Source organism: Bacillus siamensis KCTC 13613, assembly GCF_000262045.1.
GTDB classification, from domain to species: Bacteria; Bacillota; Bacilli; order Bacillales; family Bacillaceae; genus Bacillus; species Bacillus siamensis.
Window position 1 is genome coordinate 334,491 of record NZ_AJVF01000013.1, and the last position, 24,557, is coordinate 359,047.

Here is a 24,557-nt window from a genome sequence, read left to right on the forward strand (position 1 = left end):
GGTATTCTGCGGAAAAAATAAAGACCCGCATCGCTGCGCGTCTTTATTCTGATGGTGTTTCAAATGAAAGCCTGCCGAACTTTTCCGTCCGGATGTCCCGGATGATGACTTCTGTCGTTTTATCGTAGTCAATCAGTCCGCCGCCCATTAAACAGCCGCGTTTTTCACCGATCGCGTCAAAAAGAGCGGCAATATCCTCAGGGATTTCCTGAAGTCCGTAACGCTCCTTTAGGCGGTCTGGATAATGCTCTTCCAGAAAGCGCAGCCCGAAAATGGCCACATCCTGCAGGTTGATAATGGAATCTTTAATCGCCCCGGTGATCGCCAGGCGCAAACCGACAAGCTCGTCTTCAAATTTAGGCCATAAAATCCCCGGTGTATCGAGCAGCTCTAATTCCTTGCCTACCTTTACCCACTGCTGGGAAGTGGTAATGCCGGGCCTGTCTCCCGTCTTGGCAATGTTTTTTTTGGCCAGACGGTTGATGAGCGTAGATTTCCCGACGTTCGGAATGCCGATGATTAATGCGCGGATCGCTCTTGGCTTAATGCCTTTTGCTTTCATTTTATCGAACTTATCTTTCAGCAGTTCTTTCGAGGACGGCACGATTTGATGCAGCCCCTGTCCGTTAACGGAGTTTATTGAAAGAGAGGGAATCCCCTGTCCCTGAAAGTGATCCTTCCATTGGGCCGTTACAGCCGCATCGGCCTTATCGGCTTTATTTAAAAGCATAATGCGCGGCTTATTTTTTAAAATTTCCTCAATCATCGGGTTTCTCGATGACATCGGTATTCTCGCATCCACCAATTCGTAGACGATATCAATTAACTTCAGTTTTTCTGTTACTTCCCGTCTCGCTTTAGCCATATGGCCCGGGAACCATTGAATGGTCATGTGACTTCGACACCTGCCTTATTTGCCGGAACTGTATGTCCCGGTGATCTCTTATGTATTTTACGTTGCTTGTTCCGCTTTTACAAATGTCATATAAAAAAAGAGCCTGTTACGGGTAACAAGCTCTTTTCGTTCGTTATCATTATCGTCTGATTTCTTTAATACGAGCCGCTTTTCCGCGAAGTTCACGCAGGTAGTAAAGCTTAGCGCGACGTACTTTACCGTAACGTACAACTTCGATTTTCGCGATTTTTGGTGTGTGTACAGGGAATGTACGTTCAACGCCAACACCGTAAGAAATCTTACGAACTGTGAACGTTTCGCTGATTCCACCACCACGACGCTTGATCACAACACCTTCGAAGATCTGGATACGCTCACGGTTACCCTCAACAACTTTTACGTGTACACGTAAAGTGTCACCAGGACGGAACGCAGGAAGATCAGTGCGAAGCTGTTCTTTTGTGATATCTTGAATTAGTTTTTGCATCGTTTTCAACTCCTTCCAACAGATGCTCTTAGCCACAACTGCAAGGCACAGCGGAACATCGTTTTCAAGCTTTTGAAGGATAAGCCTTCTTAAGCCACAAGTAGTATCTTATCATATCTTCATTGCCTGCGCAATAGAATCTATTCGTTTTCCCACTCGGAAATCCATTTTCTTTGCTCATCGGTGAGAGGATAGTTTTCAAGAAGATCCGGACGTCTTAAAAAGGTTCTTCTGATTGATTCTTTATTGCGCCATTCTTTTATTTTGGCATGGTTGCCGGACAGAAGCATCTCAGGCACTTTTAAGCCTTTATAATCTGCAGGCCTTGTATAATGCGGATGCTCTAAAAGCCCCGTGCTGAAGGAATCCTCCACGTGGGATGCTTCTTTTCCGAGGACGCCCGGCAAAAGCCTGACAACACTGTCGGCAATCATCATGGCAGGGAGCTCTCCACCTGTCAGCACAAAATCCCCGATGGAGATTTCATCCGTGACAAGGTGTTCCCGGATCCGTTCATCATACCCTTCATAATGTCCGCAAATAAACATCAGATGTTCCTCTTCCGCCAGCTCCTCGGCTTTCTTCTGCGTATAACGTTCACCTTGCGGGCAGACGAGAATAATGCGCGGCTTGGCATCCGTACCGGCTGTCAGCTTTTCAACGGCATCAAACACAGGCTGCGGCTTTAACACCATCCCGGCTCCCCCGCCGTACGGGTAATCATCAACCGTTTGGTGTTTATTATCCGAAAAAGCCCGGAAATTGATGACGTCAAAACGGACAGCCTCTTTTTCCTGTGCTTTTTGCAGGATGGATGAGCCGAGAACCCCTTGAAACATCTCGGGAAACAGTGTTAAAAAGTCGATTTTCATTCGTCTATTAACCCTTCCATTACATGAATCTTAATTTTCTTCTCATTTATATTAATATCCTTGACCACAGAAGCGATATACGGAATGAGCGCATCTTTTTTCCCTTTTCTTGCAACTACCCATACGTCATTAGCCCCGGGCGTCAAGATTTCCTTCACTGTGCCGATCAGTTCCCCGTCCTCTGATACCACTTCACAGCCGATGATTTCATGAAAATAAAATTCATCTTCTTCAAGCTCTCCCAAGTCTTCTTCAGGGACTTTGATCACCATGTTTCTTAGGTGTTCGACTTCATTAAGACTCGGCATTTCTTTGAATTGCAGCAGGTGAAACTGCTTGTGAAGCCTGTGGGTGCTGACCGTTACTTTGATTGGCTCCGCAGCCCCTTCCGCAAACAAATAGAGCGTATTGCCGGGCTTGTACCGTTCTTCGGCAAAGTCGGTTTTAGAAATGACCCGCACTTCGCCTTTAATGCCGTGGGTATTTACAATTTTGCCTACATTAAACCATCTGTTTGTCATATTATCACCTCGGGCGAATTTCAATTACTACCCCGTCTTTTATGACGATGGTATTTGCCGCTGTTTTTTCATGCCAGTTATCACCGACGTTGATTGAAAGCAGCGCATCGATCTCCTTTTCCTTCACTTCGCTTCCGAGCGGGAGCGAATGTGTCTGGCTTATTTGGAAATCGATCATTTTGATTTTGTCTTGTCTTTTCTCAATGGCTTTTTTAAAAGATTCCGCTACATCGGGATTCTGCTGATCTTTTTCATGTTTTCTAAGCTGAAAATAGAGCTGGCTGCATTCTCGTTCAAGCGTTTGCTTTTTTTCTGCAAAAGAGGCCAAAAGCTTTTCCTTGCTTTGCTCGGTCAGAACCTGCATAACGGTAACCCTGTGAATAATCTGCATAGGACCAGACTCCCCACTCTTCCAACATATTTCTGTTCATTTGCCTTTTTTACGTGTAAAAAAAGGGGAGGTGCCGGCCCTCTCCCTTTCAGTCAAATATTTCAAATTGAACTTTCTTAGAAGACTGTGCGCCAGCTGCAAAAACGACGGTTCGAATCGCTCTTGCAGTCCGGCCTTGCTTTCCGATAATTTTACCGGTATCTGACTTATTGACAGATAAGCGCAGCGCAATCTTTTGATCGGTCTCTTCTTTTGTGACCGTTATGTCTTCCGGATGGTCGACAAGCGGAGCCACAATGCTGACAATCAAATCTTCCAAGTTCTGATCAGTCATTACTTGCCTTGTTTAGCGTTGTGGAATTTTTCCATAATTCCTTGGCTTGAGAACAAGTTGCGGACTGTATCAGAAGGTTTAGCTCCTGTTTGCAGCCATTTAAGAGCAAGCTCTTCGTTGATTTTCACTTCAGCCGGCTTTGCAACCGGGTTGTATGTTCCGACTGTTTCGATGAAACGGCCGTCACGCGGTGAACGAGAATCTGCTACAACAATACGATAGAAAGGAGATTTTTTTGCTCCCATACGTTTTAAACGAATTTTTACTGCCATTTTACTAGCACCTCCGAAAATATTTCAACAAGATAGTATATTAACAATGATAAAAGTGTTTGTAAAGTGTTTTTTCTTAACAACGGTTTTATCATGTATAACCGATTACATAAAAGGTAGTTTAAAGCCTTTTTTCTTCCCTTTTGACATGTTGGTCATCTGCTTCATCATTTTTTTCATTTCCTCAAACTGCTTTAAAAGACGGTTGACTTCCTGAACGGATGTTCCGCTTCCTTTGGCAATCCGCTTCCGCCGGCTGGCGTTAATGATATCCGGCTGTTCTTTTTCAAGAACAGTCATTGATTTAATGATCGCTTCCACATGATTCAGCTGTTTTTCATCGACTTGGATGTTTTTTAAGCCTTTCATTTTGCCTGCGCCGGGCATCATTTGCAGCAGTTCGTCAAGAGGCCCCATGTTTCGGACCTGGCCGAGCTGCTCAAGAAAATCATCCAATGTGAAGCTCATCGTTCTCATTTTCTGCTCAAGCTCTTTGGCTTTGTCTTCATCAACTGTCGCCTGAGCTTTTTCAATCAGGGTTAACACGTCACCCATTCCGAGAATCCGGGATGCCATACGCTCGGGATGGAACGCTTCTAAAGCGTCGAGTTTTTCTCCCATTCCGGCGAATTTAATCGGCGTTTCAGTGACTGCACGGATAGAAAGCGCCGCACCTCCGCGGGTATCCCCGTCAAGCTTTGTTAAAACGACGCCCGTTAAACCGAGCTGGTCATTAAAGCTTTTGGCGACGTTCACCGCATCCTGACCGGTCATTGAGTCGACGACAAGGAAAATTTCTTCAGGGTTTGCGACTTCCTTTACGCCGGAGAGCTCATCCATCAGTTCGTGATCGATGTGCAGCCGTCCGGCGGTATCTAAAATCACATAATCATGATGCTCTTCCTTCGCTTTTTCAATCGCCTGTCTGGCAATTTCCACCGGGCTGACCTGATCGCCAAGCGAAAAGACCGGCATATCAAGCTGTTTCCCCAGTGTTTCCAGCTGCTTAATCGCAGCGGGACGGTAAATATCTGCAGCCACGAGCAGCGGTTTGCGGTTATGTTTTTTGCGCAGCAGGTTGGCGAGCTTCCCCGTGGTTGTCGTTTTACCGGCACCTTGGAGCCCGACCATCATAATAACGGTCGGCGGGCGTTTGGCGACGGCAATTTTGCTTTCTTCGCCGCCCATCAGCTCGGTAAGCTCTTCTTTTACGACTTTAATAACCTGCTGACCGGGTGTCAGACTCTGCATGACGTCCTGTCCGACAGCCCGTTCACTTACTTTTTTCACAAAATCCTTTACGACTTTAAAGTTAACGTCAGCCTCAAGAAGCGCAAGACGAACTTCACGCATCATCTCTTTTACGTCTTGTTCGCTGACTTTTCCTTTTCCGCGGATTTTTGAAATCGTCTTTTGCAGTCGGTCGGCTAATCCTTCAAATGCCATTGTTTGCCGCCTCCTAATCTAATTTCTCAAGCGCTTCAATCAGAGCCGTCATTTTTTCCTCTTCCTGCAAGCCGGAAGCAAGCTCTTTCAGCTTTGTAAACATTTCTTTACGCTCCTGAAACTTTTTAAAAAGGAGCAGTTTTTCTTCATATTGTTCAAGCATCGCTTCAGTCCGTTTGATGTTATCGTAAACGGCTTGCCTTGAAACGTCATACTCTTCGGCTATTTCACCAAGGGAGAAATCGTCCAGATAATAAAGCGACATATAGCTCTTTTGTTTTGACGTCAGCAACGACTGATAGAAGTCAAACAAATAGTTCATTCTCGTCGTTTTTTCGAGCGACATTTGAGCTCTCCCCTTTGTTAAGTCAAATCCCTTTACAAAAACATAGTTTACATGGTTTCAGAGCGTGTGTCAAGTTTTTATCTTGTCAAAGCATGAGGCTCTTTTTACATAATCAGTTTTTAAAAAAATTCGTATAGACCGCCGTTAAAATACTCGAATTCTTGTTTTGATACACGATAGCGGCAATAGCCTTCGTAAAAAGCATTGAGCCATGCTTCATTTGTGACAAAATGACGGATCGCTAATGATTCATCATATCGCGGATCTCCCGCCGATATTCCCGCAGCATCGATAAACAGACAGACCTCTCCGTCTTTCACCAGCACATTATCAGTCGTGCAGTCACCGTGAATCATTGTCTGCTGAACAGGAACAGGTCTGTACCGGTCCAAATCCTTCAAAAGCTCTGCACTTCCTTCAGCCTGTCCTTTTTTGACATATTCCCCGGCTCGTTTGATTTGCAGATCGAGCCAGTCTGTTTCCAGCTGTAAACCAGGGACCATTTCGGTTTCATGCAGCCGTTGCAGAAACTGGCCGAAACGCTTGATCAGCTTTTTCTTTTCAGTATCCCCTTTTGCTTTTCTTAAAGCAGAAGTGAGGGTGATTCCATCCTCAAATGACATGACGATATGGCTGGCATGCTGTTCCTGTATCATCCCATAATAAATAGGAACAGGCAGACGACGAGTTTCCGTCAGTTGTTGTAAAACGAAGGCTTCTCTCATTAACCATTCCCGATACTTCTGTTGAAAAGAACTTTTCAGCAAAAATGCGTCTTGGCCGGTCACTATTTTCCGAACGGTTGAAGTGCCTCCCTGTTCATCCAGCAGCGACATATGGTTTATCGCGCCGATCTTCCTTTCCAATTCAGCTTTCAGCCATTTGTCCAACAACTGCTCCCTCCATTCCGAGTATCAATGCGTATAAAAAAACGAGTATAAAATGGAAGGTTTTATACTCGTTTTTTATTCATTAATCCTCGGCTTTTTCAACTAAATCAGAAAAGAGACCGTATACGTAAGATTCTGCATCAAACCGCTGGAGGTCGTCAACCTTTTCTCCGAGGCCGACCAGTTTCACGGGGATGTGAAGCTCATTGCGGATCGCCAGGACGATACCGCCTTTTGCGGTGCCGTCAAGCTTCGTTAATGCGATACCCGTCACATTCGTCGCTTTGGAGAATTCTTTCGCCTGCGCCATCGCATTCTGACCTGTCGTCGCGTCAAGCGCAAGCAGAACCTCATGCGGAGCCTCAGGCACTTCGCGTTCGATGACGCGTTTGACTTTTTCAAGCTCTTTCATTAAGTTTACTTTATTCTGAAGGCGGCCGGCCGTATCACAAATCAGCACATCCGCGCCTCTTGCTTTAGCCGCGTGTACGGCATCGTAAATAACTGCCGCAGGGTCGCTCCCGGCAGCCTGCTTAATGACAGGCACACCAGTACGCTCCCCCCACACTTCAAGCTGTTCAATCGCCCCGGCTCTGAAGGTGTCTCCGGCAGCAAGCACAACGGATTTGCCTTCATTCTTCAGCTTGTGGGCCAGCTTTCCGATGGTTGTCGTTTTTCCGACGCCGTTTACGCCGACAAGCAGAATAACGTTTAAGCGCCCGTCCTGAATATTCAGTTCAGAAATCTCTTCGTCGCCGCTGTTATAAATGTCGACGAGCTTTTCAGAAATGACGGACTGCACTTCCTGAGGATCCTGGATGTTTTTCAGCTTCACTTCTTTTTTGAGCTCGTCGATCAGTTCCATCACCGTTGTGAAACCGACGTCAGCGCTAATCAGCACTTCCTCAAGCTCTTCGAAGAAATCTTCGTCGACTTTCCGGTAGCGGGAGACGAGCTCGTTCACTTTATTTGAGAAGGAATTTCTTGTTTTTTCGAGACCGTCTTTAAATTTTTCAGAGACGGAATCTGTCTGTTTCGTGATTTTCTCTTTTAATTTTTTAAAAAAGCTCATCTTTCAACCTCTTTCCTCGTTACTGAACGAATTCTTTTGTTTCTTCCAGTTTGACCGAAACCATTCGGGAAACGCCGGATTCCTGCATCGTAACACCGTAGAGGACATCCGCTTCTTCCATGGTGCCTTTTCTGTGGGTGATGACGATAAACTGGCTGTCGCCACTGTATTTTTTTAAGTATTGAGCAAACCTGAATACATTGGCTTCATCAAGCGCGGCTTCCACTTCATCAAGCACGCAGAACGGAACGGGCCTTACTTTCAAAATGGAGAATAAAAGGGCAATGGCGGTCAGCGCCCGTTCTCCCCCTGACAAAAGATTTAAGTTTTGCAGTTTTTTGCCCGGAGGCTGGGCAATAATGTCCACCCCTGAGTTGAGAAGGTCATTCGGATCGGTCAGCTTCAGTTCAGCGCGCCCTCCTCCGAACAAGGAACGGAACACGTCGTTGAATTGAGAACGGATCTGGATAAACGTTTCATGGAACCGCTTCGTCATTTCTGAATCCATTTCTTCAATGACTTGGAACAGTGTATTTTTCGCATCCGTCAGATCATTTTTCTGCTCCGTTAAAAACTGATACCGTTCGTTCACTCTTTCAAATTCATCGATGCTGCCGAGATTGACCGTTCCGAGCTCTTCAATTGAAAGCTTGATCAGTTTGACCCGTTTTCTCGCCTCTTCAGGCTCGAGTTCGAGCTGATATTGTTCTTTTGCCCCTTCAAAGGATAAGCTGTACTCCTCACGTAAATATTGCAAGAGGTTATCAAGCTCAACTTCCATCCGGCCGAGTTTTACCTCTTCATCTTTCAGAATTTCGGTTTTTTGCCTGTACAGACGCTTCATCTCTTTCAGCTCAAGCTCGTTCGTATCAAGCGCCCTCTGAAGTTTCACACGCTGATCGCGCCGGCTGGCGATCAATTCGATCGTTCTCGTTTTATCGTGAAGCTTATGATGGGCTGCTTCTTCAAGCTGCTCCTCACCGCTTGTGCTGGACGTCATCTCTGAGGTCAGGAGGCTTAAATCTTCCCGTGTTTCTTTCAGGGCGAGCTGCGTTTCTTCAAGCTCTTTTTTCAGCCTTTTGAGGTTGTCTTCCTCACTCGAGCACGCCTGTTCTTTTTTCGCCGCGGCCACTTTACATTCCGTCAGCTCATGAGAGAGCGTTTCTTTTGTTGAGGATAGGGTCTGCTTTTGTTTTGTCAGCCTGTCCATCTCTTCCTCAAGCTCTTTCAGCTGGCCGGATGCCTCACTCAGCTGTTCTTCCAATGCTGATTTTCGCGCCTCTTTTTCCCGGCTGCTTTCCGTCAGTGATGCTTTCTCCTGATCGTAAAGCTCCAGATGGGTATTGATGTTCTTTTCGGCGACTTCGAGTTCATACAGCCTGCCTTTTACGTCCTGCTGCTTTGTTCTGAAAGCCTCACCGTCTTCACGGAGACCGTTCAGCGTATGTTCAAGCTCTTGAATGGCTTGTTTCAGCGATTTGACTTCTTTTTCGAGCACAGCTGTTTTTTCTTCCATTTCGGCGAGCCGCGCAGTCACCGTCTCAAGCTCACGGCTTCTGCCGAGCAGAGAATTGTTTTTCTTTTTGACTGCGCCGCCTGTCATTGATCCGCCTGGATTGACGACATCGCCTTCAAGCGTCACGATGCGGTAGCGGTGCCCGACAAGCTTGGCAAGTTCATTCGCACCTTTTAAATCTTCAGTGATCAGCACTGTGCCGAGAAGGTTTTCAATGACATTCCGATACGCCGCATCATACGTGACAAGCCCGCTCGCTGCGCCGAGAAAAGACGGATGCTTCGAAGCCGTCTGTTCATCACGGGTTTGGAGCTGGCGCGGTTTCATGACCGTAAGCGGCAGAAACGTTGCGCGGCCGAAGGAATTCTGTTTTAAATATTGAATCGCTTTCCGCGCCGCCTGCTCATCGTCTGTGACAACGTGCTGCGCCGCCGCGCCGAGTGCAATCTCGATCGCCGTTTCATATTTTTGTTCAGTGGAAATCAGTTCGAGAACAGCGCCGCGGATGCCGCCAAGCTGCTCCTTCTGCTTCAGTACTTCTTTTACGCCTTGGTAAAACCCTGAAAAATCGCCTTGCATCGTTTCAAGCATATCTTTTTTGGATCTGGCCTGCTGTACAAATTGATACGCCTGATACAGGGCTGATTCTTTCTTTTCATACTGGCGTTTTTTCTGTTCATATGCGGTCTGGACTTCGCGAAAGCGGCCGACCTGATTGTCAATATCAGCTTCAACTGCGGCCAGTTCTTCTTCGCATGCCGCTTTGCGGACGGAAATATCATTTCGTTCCTGAAGATATTTTTCATTGTTTGCGGTCAGTCTCGCCTGCTGGACGGCAGATTGGGACATCTGGTCATCTAAAAGCTGCAGCTCGTTGCGGATCGACGCCTGACTGTTTAACAATTCGAAGTAATCGCTTTTTAATTGTTCGATTTTCTCTTCGACGTTTTCATTATGAAGGCTGAGCGCCTGCTGCTTTTCTTTCACCTGGGCATTTAACCGCTTCACTTCGGCACGCAGCTTATCAAAGACGGCAGACTGTTTTTCAATAGCCGATTTCAGTTCTGCTTCCTTCTTTGTGTAATGTGTGACCGATTCCTCAAGCTGTTCCCGGTTTTGCGCGGCGTTTTTTTTGCGCTCTTTCAGCACTTCTTTCCGGCCTTCCAGCTTTTCAAGCTCTTCACTTGTCACGAGCAGAACCTGCTGCAGCTCGTTGACGGATTCGTCGAGCGCGTGGATTTTATCTCTCGTCTCTTCTATCGCCGCTTCTTTAGCGGAGATCGCCGACGATTCCGCCAATTCTTCTTCTTTAGCAGCCTGCACCTTGTCTTTTAAACCCGACCATTTGCCATGCAGTTCTTCGATATCAAAGGCGGTAAGGGCGATTTCGACGTGCTCAAGCTCTTTCTTTTTTTCTAAGTAGTCTTTGGCGATTGATGCCTGGATTTTCAGCGGTTCGACCTGATCTTCGAGCTCGTGAAGAATATCTTCCACCCTGTTTAAGTTATCCTGCGTCTCAAACAGTTTGTTTTCCGCTTTTTTCTTTCGTGTTTTATATTTCAGCACGCCGGCAGCTTCTTCAAAAATACTGCGGCGGTCTTCCGCTTTGCTGCTTAAAATCTCTTCGACTTTCCCCTGGCTGATAATGGAAAACGCTTCTTTCCCGAGCCCGGAGTCCATAAATAAGTCAATGATGTCTTTCAGGCGGCAATGCTGATTATTGATGAGAAATTCACTTTCTCCGGAACGGTAAACCCGTCTCGTCACGCTGACTTCGTGATAATCGATCGGGAGAAAATGATCTTCATTATCAAGCGTTAACGTGACTTCCGCAAGGTTAAGCCGCTTGCGTGAATCACTTCCGGCAAAAATGATATCTTCCATTTTCCCGCCCCGAAGCGAGCGGGCTGATTGTTCGCCGAGCACCCAGCGGATGGCTTCGGTTATGTTGCTCTTTCCGCTGCCGTTCGGACCGACAACGGCAGTGACGCCTTTTACAAAGTCAACGGATATCCGTTCTGCAAATGATTTAAATCCTATAACGTCTAAACGTTTGAGGAACATCCCAGATCCTCCTTATCGTATAAGTATCTCAATATTATCATAATCCCCCGCTTATATCAGGCGCAGACATATTGAAATCCCCCTAGGGATACAGGGGGATTTTATTGTTTCGTATGGTGTTTTTGCAATTTTGCAAGAGCTTCCTGTGCCGCGTGCTGCTCGGCTTCTTTTTTGGAACGTCCGTTCCCGATGCCGAGCGCCTCACCTTTAAGAGAGACAAGCGCCTCGAATTCCCGGTTGTGGGCAGGTCCTTTTTCATTGAGAATTTTGTACTCAAGCGATCCTTTTCCGTCCCGCTGCACAAATTCTTGAAGCTGGCTTTTGAAATCCATCACATGAGAAAAAGCACCATCGTTTATTTTAGGGAACACGTACTCTTTCAGGAATTGCTGAACCGGCTCAAGGCCCTGATCCAGATACAGTGCGCCGATAAACGCTTCAAACACATCCGCTAAAAGCGCAGGACGCTTTCTGCCGCCCGTCATTTCTTCTCCTTTACCCAAAAGAACAAGATCGCCGAATGACAATTCGTGGGCAAGGGAGACGAGTGACGGCTCGCATACGATAGCGGCTCTCAGCTTCGTCAAATCTCCTTCACTCATGGCCGGATATTTGGCAAATAAGAATTGGGAGATCGTCAGTTCCAAAACAGCGTCACCTAAAAATTCAAGCCTTTCATTGTCTTCATACGGCTTTTTCCGATGCTCATTCACATAAGATGAATGTGTAAATGCTTGATACAAAAGTTTCTCGTTTTGAAAATGAACCGAAATCCGTTCTTGGAACTCTTTAAATTGCTCTATTTTTTTATAGAACTTTTTTTTATCTTTAAAATGTGAGTGTTTTGACATAGTAACCTCCATAGGCACATCAGGTTCACCGCGCTTCCCGCCGTAAACGGAATCGGCAGCGCGTACAGCGTCAGACGCCGGTAACCGAACGGTTAAAGGGCTAAAGCCCCGCTGTCAGGCGGGACTTTTAGCATCAGCTTATTGCTGGTTTTGTATGTAGTTCACAGCGTCGCCGACTGTTGCAATCTTTTCAGCATCTTCGTCAGAAATCTCCATATCAAACTCGTCTTCAAGTTCCATAACAAGCTCAACTACATCTAGGGAATCAGCACCTAAGTCTTCCTTGAAAGAAGCTTCAAGTTTGACGTCAGCTTCATCAACGCCAAGGCGGTCTACGATGATTTTCGTTACACGCTCTAATGTATCTGCCATAGCAATTCACCTCCCCTCAAGTATTATAGAGGATTCGTTTTTAAAAAACTAGAGAAACTAGGATGAAATTTTAAAAACAAATCTTTACATCACCATTCCGCCGTCAATATGGAGGGTCTGGCCCGTCATATAACGCGATCCTTCAGAAGCAAGGAACGTGACAACGCTGCTGATATCGGAAGGATCACCGAAACGCGCGAGCGGAATCTGCTTCAGCATTTCATCTTGGACTTCTTTAGAAAGCTTGTCCGTCATATCCGTGGAAATAAAGCCCGGAGCGATGGCGTTGACCGTAATATTACGGCTCGCAAGCTCTTTGGCAGATGACTTTGTCAAGCCGATCACACCGGCTTTTGCCGCCACATAGTTCGCCTGGCCCGGGTTTCCGCTGACGCCGACGATTGATGATACGTTGATAATCCGGCCTGAGCGCTGTTTCATCATCTGTCTAGTCACGGCTTTCGTGCAGTTGAAAACACCTTTCAGGTTAATGTTGATGACGTCATCCCATTCATTTTCTTTCATTCTCATCAGGAGATTGTCCTTTGTGATTCCCGCATTGTTCACAAGAATGTCGATTGAAGAGAATTCGGCGACAGCCTCTTTCATCATGTTTTGTACTTCTTCGGAATTTGATACATCGGCTTTTACCGCGATCGCATTTCGGCCCAAAGATTTGATTTCATCTACGACCTCGTTCGCTTTCGCTTCACTTCCGGAGTAGTTGACAACTACGTTACATCCGTTTTTCGCAAGATCAAGCGCGATCGCCCGCCCGATTCCGCGGGACGCTCCCGTTACGACTGCTGTTTTTTCATTAAGCATCCTGATTCTCCTCCTTCAGCGTTTGAATCGCCAATTCAATGGTTTCGTGGTCAGAAACCGCGATTGTTTTCAGACGGCGGTTCACTTTTTTCACAAGGCCTGAAAGCACTTTTCCGGGACCGATTTCAACAAACGTCGTAACGCCTTCGTCAATCAGTTTGTTAATTGTTTCTTCAAAGCGTACAGGTGAATAAAGCTGTTCGATCAGCTTTTTCTTGATATCGTCTTTTTCTGTCATGATGTCAGCCGAAACGTTTGATATAACGGGAACAGCCGCACTTTTCAGCTCACATGCGCTGAGCACTTCTTCGAGTTTTTCCGCCGCGGGCTTCATTAATTCAGAATGGAACGGTCCGCTTACTTCTAGCGGGATCGCCCGTTTTGCCCCGTTGTTTTTCGCTTCTTCTGAAGCAAGCTCCACGCCTTTTGCCGTTCCGGAAATCACGATCTGGCCGGGGCAGTTCAGATTTGCAAGCTGTACGAGGTGGCCGTTTTCTGTCACTTGATCCGTCACCTTTTTCAAGGATTCCGCATCCATTCCGAGAATAGCGGCCATTGCGCCTTCTCCCGCCGGCACGGCTTCATTCATGAATTCTCCCCGTTTTCTTACCGTGTAAACGGCATCTTTAAATGTCATCGCTCCCGCCGCAACGAGCGCCGAATATTCTCCGAGGCTGTGGCCGGCTGTGAAATCCGGCGTGATGCCGGATTCTTTAAACTTTTCCAATACGGCAATGCTTGTTGTTAAGAGCGCAGGCTGCGCATTGTATGTAAGGGTTAATTCTTCAGCATCGCCTTCAAAAATGAGCGAGCTCAGCTTTGTTTCAAGCGTTTCATCCGCTTCATCAAAAATACGTTTTGACGCTTCTTCGCGTTCGTACAGGTCTTTTCCCATACCGATATATTGTGATCCCTGTCCGGGAAATAAAAATGCAATCTTACTCATGGTGTGATAACCTCCAGACTACTCATCTGTTTTTTCTTCTTTTACTTCTTCTTCTATAAATGCGGCCACGTTTTGGCTGACCATTTCTCTCGCCTGGCGCAGCGCGTGATAAACAGCGCGTGCATCAGAAGAGCCGTGCGCTTTAATAACAGGCGCCTTTAAACCGAAAAGACTCGCCCCGCCGTACTCAGAATAGTCCATTTTCAGTTTCATTTCCATCAGCTTCGGCTTCAGCACTCCTGCTGCCAGCTTAGAAACAAAACTTGAAGTCAGTGTATCTTTCAGCATTTTGAAAATTGATAACGCTGAACCTTCCAATGTTTTCAACGTGACGTTGCCCGTAAAGCCGTCTGTAACGATAACGTCAGCAGCGCCTTCCAGCAAGTCTCTCGCCTCTACGTTTCCGACAAAATTCACGTTTGTTTCTTTTAATAATTCAAACGTCTTTTTTGTCAGGTCGTTTCCCTTCTTTTCTTCCGTGCCGACATTTAACAAGCCGACGCGCGGCGAGCTGATTCCGAGAACCTGCCGGGCATATACAGATCCCATTATTCCGTACTGGACAAGGTGCTCCGGCTTGGCATCGACATTGGCGCCTACATCTAAAAGAAGGAAACCGTCGCCTGATACGGTCGGAAGCGTCGGCGCAAGGGCCGGCCGGTCGATTCCTTTAATTCTGCCGACAATAAACAGCCCCGCTGTCATCAATGCGCCCGTATTCCCCGCTGAAATGCAGGCATCCGCTCTGTTTTCAGCCACTTCCTGTGCCATCAGCACCATAGAAGAGTTTTTCTTTCTGCGTACGGCGCGGACCGGTTCATCCGTCGGTTCAATCACTTCATCGGCGTGCAATACGGTGATGCGGTCTGATGTTGTTGGCAAGTGTGATTCTATCGTTGTCTTGTCACCGACCAGCGTAATATGAAGATCGTCAAATGCCTCAATACCCTTCATTACTCCGTCAATAACAGCTTTGGGTGCATTGTCGCCTCCCATTGCATCTACAGCTATTCTCATGCATGCTCCACCTTTATGATTGTTTTGAACGGTACATGTCAAAGTTGCCGGAGAATACGACTTCTTCTCCCACATAACTGTTGACTTCCACTACCGTTCTGCCTTTTTCTTTTTCGACTGCCGTCACTTTGGCTTTCGCAACGACGCGCTCGCCCTCTTTCACCTGTCTTGTAAAGCGGATATTTGCGCTTGCGGTCAGCGCCAGCTCATCATCTATGACGGCTACGGCGAGTGAGTTCGCCTGCGCAAACAAATGATGCCCCCGCGCAATCTGATTGCGGCTGAAAACATGTTCGCGTCTTACTTCTAATATAGAAATGGCCTGGCCGTCAAGCTCCAGATCAATGATTTCACCGATCACTTCATCTAAAGGCAGTGATTTCACTTCATCTTCAAGCGTTTGCTCTGCCACGTTTTTAATTCTTTCCCTCAGCTCCGGTATTGAGAGCTCTAAGCGGTCTAAACGGATCGTCTGAATGCTGACGCCGAATTTCCCCGCTAATTCTTCATCTGTGATGAAGGGTGTCGATTTGATCGTCTGCTGCAATAATTTTTGGCGTTCTTTCTTGCTTCTTCTCATCTATAAACACCATCCGGACAATTAAGACTAGGTACTAATAGTAGTATATAATTTCATAGATTGGAATGCAATGATTGTTTTTTGAAAGCCGCCGAATTTTGCAGAATCAGCTTAATTTCTCCCCTTCTAAGACACCGCTTGAAAGCAATTGAGCACGAAGCATGCTGTACTCGTCATCTTTCCAAAAAGCTTCTGAAGACACAAGATTGGCCGCATCCTGACGGGCCGTCTCCAAAGCTCTGTAGTCATGAACCATATCCGCCACCTTGAACTCGGGCATACCGCTTTGTTTTTTTCCGAAGAAATCGCCGGGACCGCGCAGTTCAAGATCCTTTTCAGACAGTTCAAACCCATCATTTGTCTCCGACATGATTCTCATCCGCTCTTTCCCGGTTTCGGATTTTGGATCGGCCATCAAGATGCAGAAAGATTGGTGGTCTCCCCGTCCGACCCGGCCGCGGAGCTGATGGAGCTGAGATAATCCGAAACGGTCGGCGTCATAGATGACCATAATTGTCGCATTCGGCACGTTCACCCCGACTTCTACGACGGTTGTTGACACGAGAACCTGACATTGATTGACGCTGAATTCTCTCATCACCTGATCTTTTTCATCAGAATGGAGCTTCCCGTGCATCAGACCGACATTCCATTTGCCGCGGTACACATCAGACAGCATGTTATATACGTCAATCGCATTCTGCACATCCAGCTTATCCGATTCTTCAATGAGCGGACAGATTATATAGGCTTGTCTGCCCTGTTTCAGCTCTTTTTCTATAAAAGCCAAAATCCGCTCCAGCATGTCGTGTTTCACCCAATACGTTTCGATTTGCTTTCGTCCCGCGGGCATTTCATCTATCACGGAAACATCCATTTCTCCGAAGACGGTAATGGCCAGCGTTCTCGGAATCGGTGTGGCTGTCATAAACAGCACATCCGGATCCTGGCCTTTATTCTTGAGTTTTTTGCGCTGTTCGACCCCGAACCGGTGCTGCTCGTCCGTAATGACAAGGCCCAGCGCTTTAAATTCCACTTCATCCTGGATTAAAGCATGGGTCCCTACTAAAATATCAATCTCTCCGAGAGCAAGCCGCTCCAAAAGCTCCCTGCGCCGCTTTCCTTTTACAGAACTCGTCAAAAGCGCGATATTCACGTCTTCATTTGCAAACAACGATACGAGAGAGTCAGCATGCTGTTCGGCCAGAATTTCTGTCGGCACCATTAATGCCCCCTGATACCCCGACAGAATCGCAGCGTACAAAGCGATGGCGGCGACCGCCGTTTTTCCCGAACCGACATCACCTTGCAGCAGCCGGTTCATTCTGTATGGCGATGTCATATCAGCGGTAATTTCACGGAGCACGCGCATCTGTGCGTTCGTGAGCGAAAACGGAAGGCTGTCTGTGAAAGCGGCGAGCTTTTCAGCAGGATACACGTGGCTGATCCCTTTTGACTGTTCTCTTTCCGCTTTACGGAACGCCTGCATCTTCAGCTGAAACAATAAGAATTCTTCGTACACAAACCGGCGTCTTGCCTGCTGCAGCGATTCCCTCGTCTCCGGCTGATGCATCGTCTGCAGGGCTTGTTTGTAATCAGGCAGCTTGTAGCGGATTCTCAATTTTTCAGGAAGCGGATCGGCCGCACTGTCCAAATGATGCTGCAGCGCATCCTTAATAAATCGTCTCATCATTTTAACGGTGACGTTTTCTTTAACGGAATAAACAGGCTCAATGCTTTTATCTTCTTGATGAGGACCGTTTTTTAGTTCCTGCACGGATACGGTCTGCCTGTGTTTATCCCATTTACCGGATATCGTGACGACAGAACCGAGCGTCAGTTTCTTTTTTAAGTACGGACGGTTAAAACAAACCGCGGTAATTAAATAATTGCCGACAAGCACTCTGAATGTCAGCCTGTTTCGTTTTTTGCCGTAATAGGTAAGAGAAGGTTCTGAATGAACCCTCCCTTCTACCGTCACTCTTTCTTCATGTTTTACTTCCTCTAAATCCCTCAGCTCATAGTCGTCATAACGGTAAGGGAAATAATTCAGAAGATCAGAAATGTCATAGATACCCAGTTCGTGCAATGTTTTTTCTGTTTCCGGCCCAATGCCCTTAATCTCCGCTATACTAGTTTGCTGATGGTGTTTCACTTAATTTCAGCGCTCCTCCGAAAATTTTTTTCTCTAATTCTCTTCCCGTCGGTGTCGCGGCTAAACCGCCTTGTCCCGTTTCACGCAGTGCTGTCGGCATCGTCTGGCCGATTTTGTACATCGCGTCTATTACCTCATCGCAAGGAATGCGGCTCGTAATCCCTGCCAGCGCCATATCCGCCGCGATCATCGCATTGGAGGCTCCCATTGCGTTCCGTTTGACACACGGCACTTCTACCAAGCCGGCGACCGGATCACATACGAGACCGAGCATATTTTTCAGCGTAATCGCCATTGCTTCCGCTGATTGCTGAGGCGTTCCGCCCGCCATTTCCACAATTGCAGCGGCAGCCATACCGGATGCCGATCCGACTTCCGCCTGACAGCCTCCCGCCGCACCCGAAATACTCGCGTTATTCGCTACGACAAAACCGAACGCGCCGGCTGTAAACAGAAAACGGATCATTTGTTCCGTCGTAGGGTTCAGCTTATGCTTTACGGCGAATAACGTTCCCGGCACAACCCCGGCAGAGCCGGCGGTCGGTGTAGCGCAGATCGTTCCCATCGCCGCATTGACTTCATTTGTAGCTACAGCTTTAGACACGGCGTCTAAAATCAGATTGCCTGACAGGCTTTTTCCCGATTGGATGTATGCCTGCAGTTTCACGGCATCTCCTCCTGTTAAACCGGTCTGGCTCGTGACGCCGTTCAGCCCTTTTTCAACCGCCGCTTCCATGACGGAAAGATTGCGTTCCATTCCTTGAAAGATCTCTTCCCGCGTTTTTTGTGTCACTTCCATCTCTTGGGTGATCATCACTTCTGAGATCGGAATTTGTTTTTCTTGAGTGATTTCTATTAATTCTTTTACATTACGAAACATGTCATTTTCCTCCTGACTTTTTAGTCAGCTATCTTAGTAACCTGTATAATATTAGGAAGTGTTGAAAGTTCGTCAAGCACTTCTTCTTCAATATTCTGATCGACCTCAATCGTCATCAGCGCAAGCTGGCCGACGTCCTTACGCGCCACTTCCATATGTCCGACGTTGATTGAGAATTTCGCAAGCACATTGGCAACGCCTGCAATTGTGCCGAATTTATCATTATGAACGACTAAAATAGCCGGGTGGTTTCCGGAAAGTCGCAGCTCAAAGCCGTTAAGCTCCGTGATTTCTATTTTCCCGCCGCCGATTGAAATACCGGTTAAGGCAAGCTCACCCTCATCATCAGAAATGATGATACGCGCCGTATTCGGATGTACGGGCACGGCATCCTCTGTGCGGAACTCTATATCTATGCCCTTCTCTTCAGCAATTTGAATCGCTGTTTTAATCCGTTCATCAAAGGTATCAAAATCAAGCAGGCCGCCGATAATCGCGACATCAGTGCCGTGGCCCTTATACGTCTCTGCAAATGACCCGTAAAAAGACACAACGATCCGGCGGGGCTCCCGTCTGAATAAGCTTCTGGCCACTCTGCCGATCCGGGCTGCGCCTGCGGTGTGTGAACTGGACGGGCCGATCATTACCGGGCCGATAATATCAAAAACGCTTCTATATTTCATGCTGGTTTGTTCCTCCTTAACATCACTTCATTCAGCGCTTTTCTTTAGACTAATTGAACATTTATCAATTGGCAAGCAGGCACACTGCCGCACTGCCGCAGGTAAATTAAGGCATAAGAATAGAAGGGCCTGATAAGCCCTTCTATTCTGCCGCAAATATATATGGATAAAGAGGCTGTCTGCCGTTATGGATTTCAACTTCGATATCTTCACAGACGCTTGTAATATACTCAGCGAGTTTCTCAGCTTCTTCTTCCGGCGCGTCTTCTCCGTACAGGATGGTGACGATTTCATCTTCTTCTCCGATCATCTCATCCAGCAGTAATTTCGCCGCATTTATCCGGTCTTCGGCGCTGCCGATAATCGAACTGTTTAAAATGCCGATAAAATCACCTTTTTTTATATCCTTGCCGTCGATATGGGTGTCTCTGACTGAATATGTCACCTGTCCGCTTTTCACATTCCGGATGGCTTCAAGCATATTGGCTTCATTTACATCAGCCGGCTGGTCAGGGTTAAACGCAAGCAGGGCGGTCATGCCTTGAGGCACCGTTTTTGCCGGAATGACAATGACATTTTCTTCAGCCACGCTCGCCGCCTGATTGGCAGCCATCACAATATTGGAATTGTTCGGAAGAATGAAAACCGTTTCCGCATTCACAGACTGAACGGCTTCAACAATATCTTCTGTGCTCGGATTCATTGTCTGGCCGCCTTCGATAACGTGTGAGGCGCCGATGCTCGCAAACAGTTCAGAAATGCCTTCGCCCATTGCCACAGTCACGATCCCAAAAGGTTTACGGGCTTCTTTCATTACACCGGCCGGCTTTTTTTCATCATGTTCTTGGCTGATGATGGACGTATGCTGCTCTCTCATGTTTTCAATTTTGATTTTAATCAAATCGCCGTAACGCTGCGCGAGATTGAGCACGTTCCCTGGCTCTTCGGCATGAATGTGAACTTTCGCCAGCGTATCATCAGCCACGACCAGCAATGAGTCACCGAAACGGCTCAGTTCATTTCTGAATGTCTCTTCTTCGAACGTCCGTTTATCTTGATCCAGCCTTACCATCACTTCCGTACAAAATCCGAATTCAATGTCTTCTGTACTCAGCATGCTCTGCGCGCTTTTATGATGTTCGGCATTCACCATATCATCGAGTGCCGGAAGAACCGCTTTTTTCGGTACGGATTCTCCTTTTAAGGAAGCCAAAAAGCCTTCATATACACAAAGCAGACCTTTTCCGCCGCTGTCAACGACACCGACGTCCTTTAAAACAGGAAGCAGATCCGGCGTGCGGTTGAGCGACGCTTCCGCTTCTTCAATAACGGCCTCCATGAGAGCAATGATATCGGTTTCTTCTTTGGCCGAGGCGACCGCTTTTTTAGCCGCGTCCTTTGCCACGGTTAAAATCGTTCCTTCAACCGGTTTCATGACTGCCTTATATGCCATATCCACTCCCGCTTGAAGTGCGGCGGCAAATTCTTGGGCATTTATTTCTTTTTTGTTTTCAATGTTCTTTGTGAAACCTCTGAATAATTGGGACAGGATCACTCCTGAGTTTCCTCTTGCTCCCATAAGCAGGCCTTTTGACAGGGCGATGCCGACTTTGCCGATGTCAGGTGAGTCAAGGTGTTCTACCTCTCTTGCACCGGATGACATCGATAAATTCATGTTTGTTCCGGTATCGCCGTCCGGCACGGGAAACACGTTCAGCGCATCCACCGCGGATGCGTTTTGAGACAATGTCTCAGCCCCCGCCAGAATCATTGCCGCAAAAGCTCTCCCATCTAAGTTTCGTCTAGACAATACTCATCCTCCTCACTACGGGTTCGTTACTCGTACGCCTTGGACATAAATATTTACAGAATCAACTGCAAGTCCGATTGTTTGATTTACTGTGTATTTTACCTTCGTCTGAACATTGTGGGCTACTTCGGATATTTTAGTGCCGTAGCTGACAATAATGTACATGTCGATATGTATTTGTTCTGCTTCCTGACGGACATGTACGCCTTTTGCAAAGTTCTCTTTCCGGAGGATTTCAGACAAACCGTCTTTAATCTGGTTTTTAGAGGCCATCCCCACTATTCCGTAACAGTCAATGGCAGCGCCTCCGGCAACCATTGCGATGACTTCGTTGGATATATCAATCTGTCCGTATTTTGTCTTCATTTCAATGGACACACAGGTTCCTCCTTCAGGTGCATAGAGTTATCATTATTCTACTATATGTATCCCATTATGAAAAGAAAAGATACAGACAGCGGCGCTCCAGCGCGGAAATGTGATTGGTTTTACATGTCAAGTGATTTTTCTTGAAAGTAAGGTAAACAATAGTTGCAAACGGTTTTTAGCTGTGGTAAATTATTTAAAGTATTGTATAACGAAAGCATCTGAGACACTATGTTTGAAAAGATGTTTCGCGCAGTTAGGAGGGAAACAAATGGCACGTAAATGTTTTATTACAGGTAAAAAAACAAAAGCCGGAAACAACCGTTCTCACGCAATGAACGCTTCTAAACGTACTTGGGGCGCCAACCTTCAAAAGGTCCGCATCCTCGTTGACGGCAAACCTAAAAAAGTATATGTATCTGCCCGGGCTTTAAAATCCGGAAAAGTTGAGCGTGTATAAGCAAAAATGAACGCCTGCCCTTTTATGCGGCAGGCGTTTTTTATGCGTTCAAAGAGGGCGATTTCAGCTCCTAGGGCCTACTCTTTTCTAAATGAGCCCAGCATCGCCCGGACAATTCCTCCTAAAAACTTCGGCAATTTAATGGTATAAAATTTCATTTTGTCCCCTCCTATAAGTTCCGTATCCGCTGCGTTCATCACTTTAGGATTCATGGTTTTTTCCGCATATGGCAGAAGCCGCTTTTTTAATCCGCGCTCCTTACCATTATTAATATGCCTTTTGCAAACGAAAAAGTACCTCGTGAATGAATGAGTTCGTTACTAATACATAGTGTGGAACCCATGGGAATATGACAATTATCCAGAGGATATTTAAAACCGTCGAGCGTCAGGCCGTCTGCCGCTTCAGCAAACGGAATAAAAGAAACATAGCGTCTGCTGCTTTTTTCTTCAATTGTATAACGGCCGGGTCCGAACATCTGAATCTCATTCTGCCTGTCGATCAGTTTAACATCAGTGTCCTTATTTACGGCTTTATACAGCAGCTGAATGTTCCCTAAAAAATGATCGGCTCTTCCGCCCGTCACACCGAATATCCGAATGTGCTCCGGTTCTTTTTGTAAAGCCCAGTCAAGAGCGAGTTCCAGATCGGTATAATCTTTTTCCGCCTGATACACATGGAGGGACGGCGCAGCTTCTTGAATCTGCAGGAGTTCTTCTTCCGTAATGCTGTCAAAATCACCGAAAGCTTCCTGCGGAATGAACCCGGCCTCCAAAAGAGCGACCGTCCCTTTATCCACTCCGACCCACGTCGTATCTCCGTCTGTGTACGCGGACAGCTCGGGAATAAACTCCCGGGGGCCGCCCGCAACAATATTGATTGTCTTCATATATTATCCTTTCTCTCTTAAATACGAAAAGAGCCGGCGGCTTTCACCGGGCTCTTTTTCAGCATGTTTATTCTGCGTTTCGGATGTCAGCGATGGCTTTTTTCCGATCCGGCTGATTATATACGGCAGACCCGGCAACAAGCAGGTTGGCGCCCGCTTCAGCGCATAAAGGAGCTGTTTCTTTATTAACGCCGCCGTCCACCTCGATTAAAAGCTCAGAAAGGCCTTTCTCCTCAGCCAGCTGTTTGACCTGACGGATCTTCGGCAGGACCGAATGAATGAAGCGCTGTCCTCCAAAACCGGGGTTAACCGTCATTAACAGCACAAGGTCCAGCTCATCGATCACATGTTCAATGATTTGAACGGGCGTATGCGGATTGAGCACAACTCCCGCTTTTACCCCCTGCTCTTTTATCAATTGAATGGTCCGGTGAAGATGCGGACATGCCTCGGCGTGGACGGAAAGGATGTCCGCACCGGCTTTTGCGAATGCCGGGATGTAGCGGTCCGGGTTTTCAATCATAAGATGGACATCCAGCGGCAGATCAGTCACCGGACGGACGGCTTCAACGATAAGCGGCCCGATTGTAATGTTAGGGACGAAATGGCCATCCATGACATCAATATGGATATAGTCCGCCCCTCCTTTTTCCACGTCTTTAATTTCCTCGCCCAGTGAAGCAAAATCGGCGGAAAGAATTGATGGCGCAACCTTAATCATATTAATACCTCGGCTTTCTCTCTTTTATTTCCTGCATAAATTCTTTGTAATGCTCATAGCGGTATGTCCGGATGTCTCCTTCTTCCACCGCTTGCTTTACCGCGCATTTCGGCTCCTTAAGATGCAGACAGCCTCTGAATTTGCACGAGGCGCTTATGTCTCTGATCTCAGGGAACGTGCTGCCGAGCTCTTCTTCTTCAATATCGGTAAACTCAAGCGAACTGAACCCGGGAGTATCCGCCACAAGACCGCCTGATGTATGAATGAGCTCCACATGGCGCGTCGTATGTTTCCCGCGTCCCAAATGTGCGGAAATCTCGTTTGTTTTCAGCTCAAGCTCCGGGCTGATCGCATTTAAAAGCGAAGATTTCCCGACTCCGGACTGGCCGGCAAACACCGTGGTTTTGTTCTCAAAGTGTTTCACGATGTCTGTTAAACCGCTGTTTTCTTTTGATGATGTCACATATACGTCATAACCGATCGCCTGATAGTCTTTCACATAAGACAGAATCTTCTCTTTCGTTTCCGCGTCTGAAGTTAAGTCCATTTTGGTTATGCAGATGATCGGGTGAATGCCGTTGGCTTCCACAAGGACGAGAAAACGGTCCAATAATGACGTGCTGAACGCCGGCTGAACGGCGGAAAAGACGAGAACGGCCTGATCGACGTTTGAAATCGGCGGCCTGATCAGCTCGTTTGTTCGTTCTTTGATTTCCAGCAGGTAGCCTTCTTTATCATTTTCAGCCTGATAAACGGCATAATCGCCGACAAGAGGCGTTATTTTATTTTTTCTGAAAATGCCCCGGCCCCTGCATTGAATGATCTTGTTCTGTGATTCATCCAAGACATAATAGAATCCGCTTAATGCTTTAATAATTTTGCCCTCAGGCATACGG

28 protein-coding genes are annotated in these 24,557 nt (G+C 47.0%); 1 reads left to right on the forward strand and 27 read right to left on the reverse strand.

Features of this window, described 5'->3' with window-relative positions:
* Nucleotides 1–43: 43 nt before the first annotated feature.
* The 23 genes from ylqF to Y79_RS0101790 all read right to left on the reverse strand — a co-directional run bounded on the left by ylqF (nucleotide 44) and on the right by Y79_RS0101790 (nucleotide 21,603).
* A complete protein-coding gene (ylqF, locus tag Y79_RS0101680) occupies nucleotides 44–892 on the reverse strand; it encodes a ribosome biogenesis GTPase YlqF (RefSeq protein ID WP_016936138.1) in 849 nt (282 codons plus the stop codon).
* A gap of 142 nt (nucleotides 893–1,034) precedes the next feature.
* On the reverse strand, nucleotides 1,035–1,382 hold the full coding sequence (gene rplS / locus Y79_RS0101685; protein ID WP_003154288.1) for a 50S ribosomal protein L19: 348 nt from the start codon (nucleotides 1,380–1,382) through the stop codon (nucleotides 1,035–1,037).
* A 140-nt stretch (nucleotides 1,383–1,522) separates the two neighbouring features.
* Complete coding sequence (gene trmD, locus Y79_RS0101690) at nucleotides 1,523–2,254, reverse strand: tRNA (guanosine(37)-N1)-methyltransferase TrmD (protein WP_016936139.1); 732 nt, start codon at nucleotides 2,252–2,254, stop codon at nucleotides 1,523–1,525.
* Complete coding sequence (gene rimM, locus Y79_RS0101695; RefSeq protein ID WP_016936140.1) at nucleotides 2,251–2,775, reverse strand: ribosome maturation factor RimM; 525 nt, start codon at nucleotides 2,773–2,775, stop codon at nucleotides 2,251–2,253. Before rimM ends, trmD begins: the two co-directional genes overlap by 4 nt.
* 4 nt (nucleotides 2,776–2,779) lie before the next feature.
* The gene (locus Y79_RS0101700; protein WP_016936141.1) at nucleotides 2,780–3,166 is read right to left on the reverse strand and encodes a YlqD family protein; all 387 of its coding nucleotides are present in this window, start codon (nucleotides 3,164–3,166) and stop codon (nucleotides 2,780–2,782) included.
* Nucleotides 3,167–3,254: 88 nt separating this feature from the next.
* Nucleotides 3,255–3,500: a KH domain-containing protein gene (locus Y79_RS0101705; protein ID WP_007611392.1), complete on the reverse strand. Its 246-nt coding sequence runs from the start codon at nucleotides 3,498–3,500 to the stop codon at nucleotides 3,255–3,257.
* Nucleotides 3,500–3,772: a 30S ribosomal protein S16 gene (gene rpsP, locus Y79_RS0101710; protein WP_003154296.1), complete on the reverse strand. Its 273-nt coding sequence runs from the start codon at nucleotides 3,770–3,772 to the stop codon at nucleotides 3,500–3,502. The genes Y79_RS0101705 and rpsP overlap by 1 nt, the downstream gene beginning before the upstream one ends.
* Before the next feature lie 105 nt (nucleotides 3,773–3,877).
* A complete protein-coding gene (gene ffh, locus Y79_RS0101715) occupies nucleotides 3,878–5,218 on the reverse strand; it encodes a signal recognition particle protein (RefSeq protein WP_016936142.1) in 1,341 nt (446 codons plus the stop codon).
* A gap of 13 nt (nucleotides 5,219–5,231) precedes the next feature.
* Nucleotides 5,232–5,564 carry a putative DNA-binding protein gene (locus tag Y79_RS0101720; RefSeq protein ID WP_003154299.1) on the reverse strand — a complete coding sequence of 111 codons (333 nt, stop codon included), beginning with the start codon at nucleotides 5,562–5,564 and terminating at the stop codon, nucleotides 5,232–5,234.
* 119 nt (nucleotides 5,565–5,683) lie between these two features.
* Entirely contained in the window at nucleotides 5,684–6,454 is a 771-nt protein-coding gene (locus tag Y79_RS0101725; protein WP_016936143.1) for a phosphotransferase family protein, read from the reverse strand.
* 82 nt (nucleotides 6,455–6,536) lie between these two features.
* Complete coding sequence (ftsY, locus tag Y79_RS0101730; RefSeq protein ID WP_016936144.1) at nucleotides 6,537–7,526, reverse strand: signal recognition particle-docking protein FtsY; 990 nt, start codon at nucleotides 7,524–7,526, stop codon at nucleotides 6,537–6,539.
* 19 nt (nucleotides 7,527–7,545) lie between these two features.
* Nucleotides 7,546–11,106: a chromosome segregation protein SMC gene (gene smc, locus Y79_RS0101735; protein ID WP_016936145.1), complete on the reverse strand. Its 3,561-nt coding sequence runs from the start codon at nucleotides 11,104–11,106 to the stop codon at nucleotides 7,546–7,548.
* 101 nt (nucleotides 11,107–11,207) lie between these two features.
* Complete coding sequence (gene rncS / locus Y79_RS0101740) at nucleotides 11,208–11,957, reverse strand: ribonuclease III (protein WP_003154303.1); 750 nt, start codon at nucleotides 11,955–11,957, stop codon at nucleotides 11,208–11,210.
* Nucleotides 11,958–12,095: 138 nt separating this feature from the next.
* Nucleotides 12,096–12,329 carry an acyl carrier protein gene (gene acpP, locus Y79_RS0101745; RefSeq protein ID WP_003154310.1) on the reverse strand — a complete coding sequence of 78 codons (234 nt, stop codon included), beginning with the start codon at nucleotides 12,327–12,329 and terminating at the stop codon, nucleotides 12,096–12,098.
* Nucleotides 12,330–12,413: 84 nt separating this feature from the next.
* On the reverse strand, nucleotides 12,414–13,154 hold the full coding sequence (gene fabG, locus Y79_RS0101750; protein WP_016936146.1) for a 3-oxoacyl-[acyl-carrier-protein] reductase: 741 nt from the start codon (nucleotides 13,152–13,154) through the stop codon (nucleotides 12,414–12,416).
* Nucleotides 13,147–14,100: an ACP S-malonyltransferase gene (gene fabD, locus Y79_RS0101755; RefSeq protein WP_016936147.1), complete on the reverse strand. Its 954-nt coding sequence runs from the start codon at nucleotides 14,098–14,100 to the stop codon at nucleotides 13,147–13,149. Before fabD ends, fabG begins: the two co-directional genes overlap by 8 nt.
* 18 nt (nucleotides 14,101–14,118) lie before the next feature.
* Nucleotides 14,119–15,117, reverse strand: a complete 999-nt coding sequence (plsX, locus tag Y79_RS0101760) for a phosphate acyltransferase PlsX (protein WP_016936148.1) — start codon at nucleotides 15,115–15,117, stop codon at nucleotides 14,119–14,121.
* A gap of 13 nt (nucleotides 15,118–15,130) precedes the next feature.
* Entirely contained in the window at nucleotides 15,131–15,697 is a 567-nt protein-coding gene (gene fapR, locus Y79_RS0101765; protein ID WP_016936149.1) for a transcription factor FapR, read from the reverse strand.
* Nucleotides 15,698–15,803: 106 nt separating this feature from the next.
* On the reverse strand, nucleotides 15,804–17,852 hold the full coding sequence (gene recG / locus Y79_RS0101770; RefSeq protein WP_016936150.1) for an ATP-dependent DNA helicase RecG: 2,049 nt from the start codon (nucleotides 17,850–17,852) through the stop codon (nucleotides 15,804–15,806).
* Nucleotides 17,830–18,732 carry an L-serine ammonia-lyase, iron-sulfur-dependent, subunit alpha gene (gene sdaAA / locus Y79_RS0101775; RefSeq protein ID WP_016936151.1) on the reverse strand — a complete coding sequence of 301 codons (903 nt, stop codon included), beginning with the start codon at nucleotides 18,730–18,732 and terminating at the stop codon, nucleotides 17,830–17,832. The genes recG and sdaAA overlap by 23 nt, the downstream gene beginning before the upstream one ends.
* Before the next feature lie 20 nt (nucleotides 18,733–18,752).
* Nucleotides 18,753–19,415, reverse strand: coding sequence for an L-serine ammonia-lyase, iron-sulfur-dependent subunit beta (gene sdaAB, locus Y79_RS0101780; RefSeq protein WP_016936152.1), 663 nt, complete (start codon nucleotides 19,413–19,415; stop codon nucleotides 18,753–18,755).
* Between the two features lie 142 nt (nucleotides 19,416–19,557).
* On the reverse strand, nucleotides 19,558–21,225 hold the full coding sequence (locus Y79_RS0101785) for a DAK2 domain-containing protein (protein WP_016936153.1): 1,668 nt from the start codon (nucleotides 21,223–21,225) through the stop codon (nucleotides 19,558–19,560).
* A gap of 15 nt (nucleotides 21,226–21,240) precedes the next feature.
* The gene (locus Y79_RS0101790; protein WP_016936154.1) at nucleotides 21,241–21,603 is read right to left on the reverse strand and encodes an Asp23/Gls24 family envelope stress response protein; all 363 of its coding nucleotides are present in this window, start codon (nucleotides 21,601–21,603) and stop codon (nucleotides 21,241–21,243) included.
* Nucleotides 21,604–21,862: 259 nt separating this feature from the next.
* On the opposite strand from Y79_RS0101790, the gene rpmB reads away from it, so the two are divergent.
* Nucleotides 21,863–22,051, forward strand: a complete 189-nt coding sequence (rpmB, locus tag Y79_RS0101795; RefSeq protein ID WP_003154328.1) for a 50S ribosomal protein L28 — start codon at nucleotides 21,863–21,865, stop codon at nucleotides 22,049–22,051.
* Nucleotides 22,052–22,128: 77 nt separating this feature from the next.
* On the opposite strand, the gene spoVM is transcribed toward rpmB, so the two are convergent.
* The 4 genes from spoVM to rsgA all read right to left on the reverse strand — a co-directional run bounded on the left by spoVM (nucleotide 22,129) and on the right by rsgA (nucleotide 24,553).
* The gene (gene spoVM, locus Y79_RS01000000119915) at nucleotides 22,129–22,209 is read right to left on the reverse strand and encodes a stage V sporulation protein SpoVM (protein ID WP_003154329.1); all 81 of its coding nucleotides are present in this window, start codon (nucleotides 22,207–22,209) and stop codon (nucleotides 22,129–22,131) included.
* An 86-nt stretch (nucleotides 22,210–22,295) separates the two neighbouring features.
* A complete protein-coding gene (locus Y79_RS0101805; protein ID WP_016936155.1) occupies nucleotides 22,296–22,940 on the reverse strand; it encodes a thiamine diphosphokinase in 645 nt (214 codons plus the stop codon).
* Nucleotides 22,941–23,007: 67 nt separating this feature from the next.
* Complete coding sequence (gene rpe, locus Y79_RS0101810; RefSeq protein ID WP_016936156.1) at nucleotides 23,008–23,661, reverse strand: ribulose-phosphate 3-epimerase; 654 nt, start codon at nucleotides 23,659–23,661, stop codon at nucleotides 23,008–23,010.
* A gap of 1 nt (nucleotide 23,662) precedes the next feature.
* Entirely contained in the window at nucleotides 23,663–24,553 is an 891-nt protein-coding gene (gene rsgA / locus Y79_RS0101815; RefSeq protein WP_016936157.1) for a ribosome small subunit-dependent GTPase A, read from the reverse strand.
* Nucleotides 24,554–24,557 lie beyond the last annotated feature (4 nt).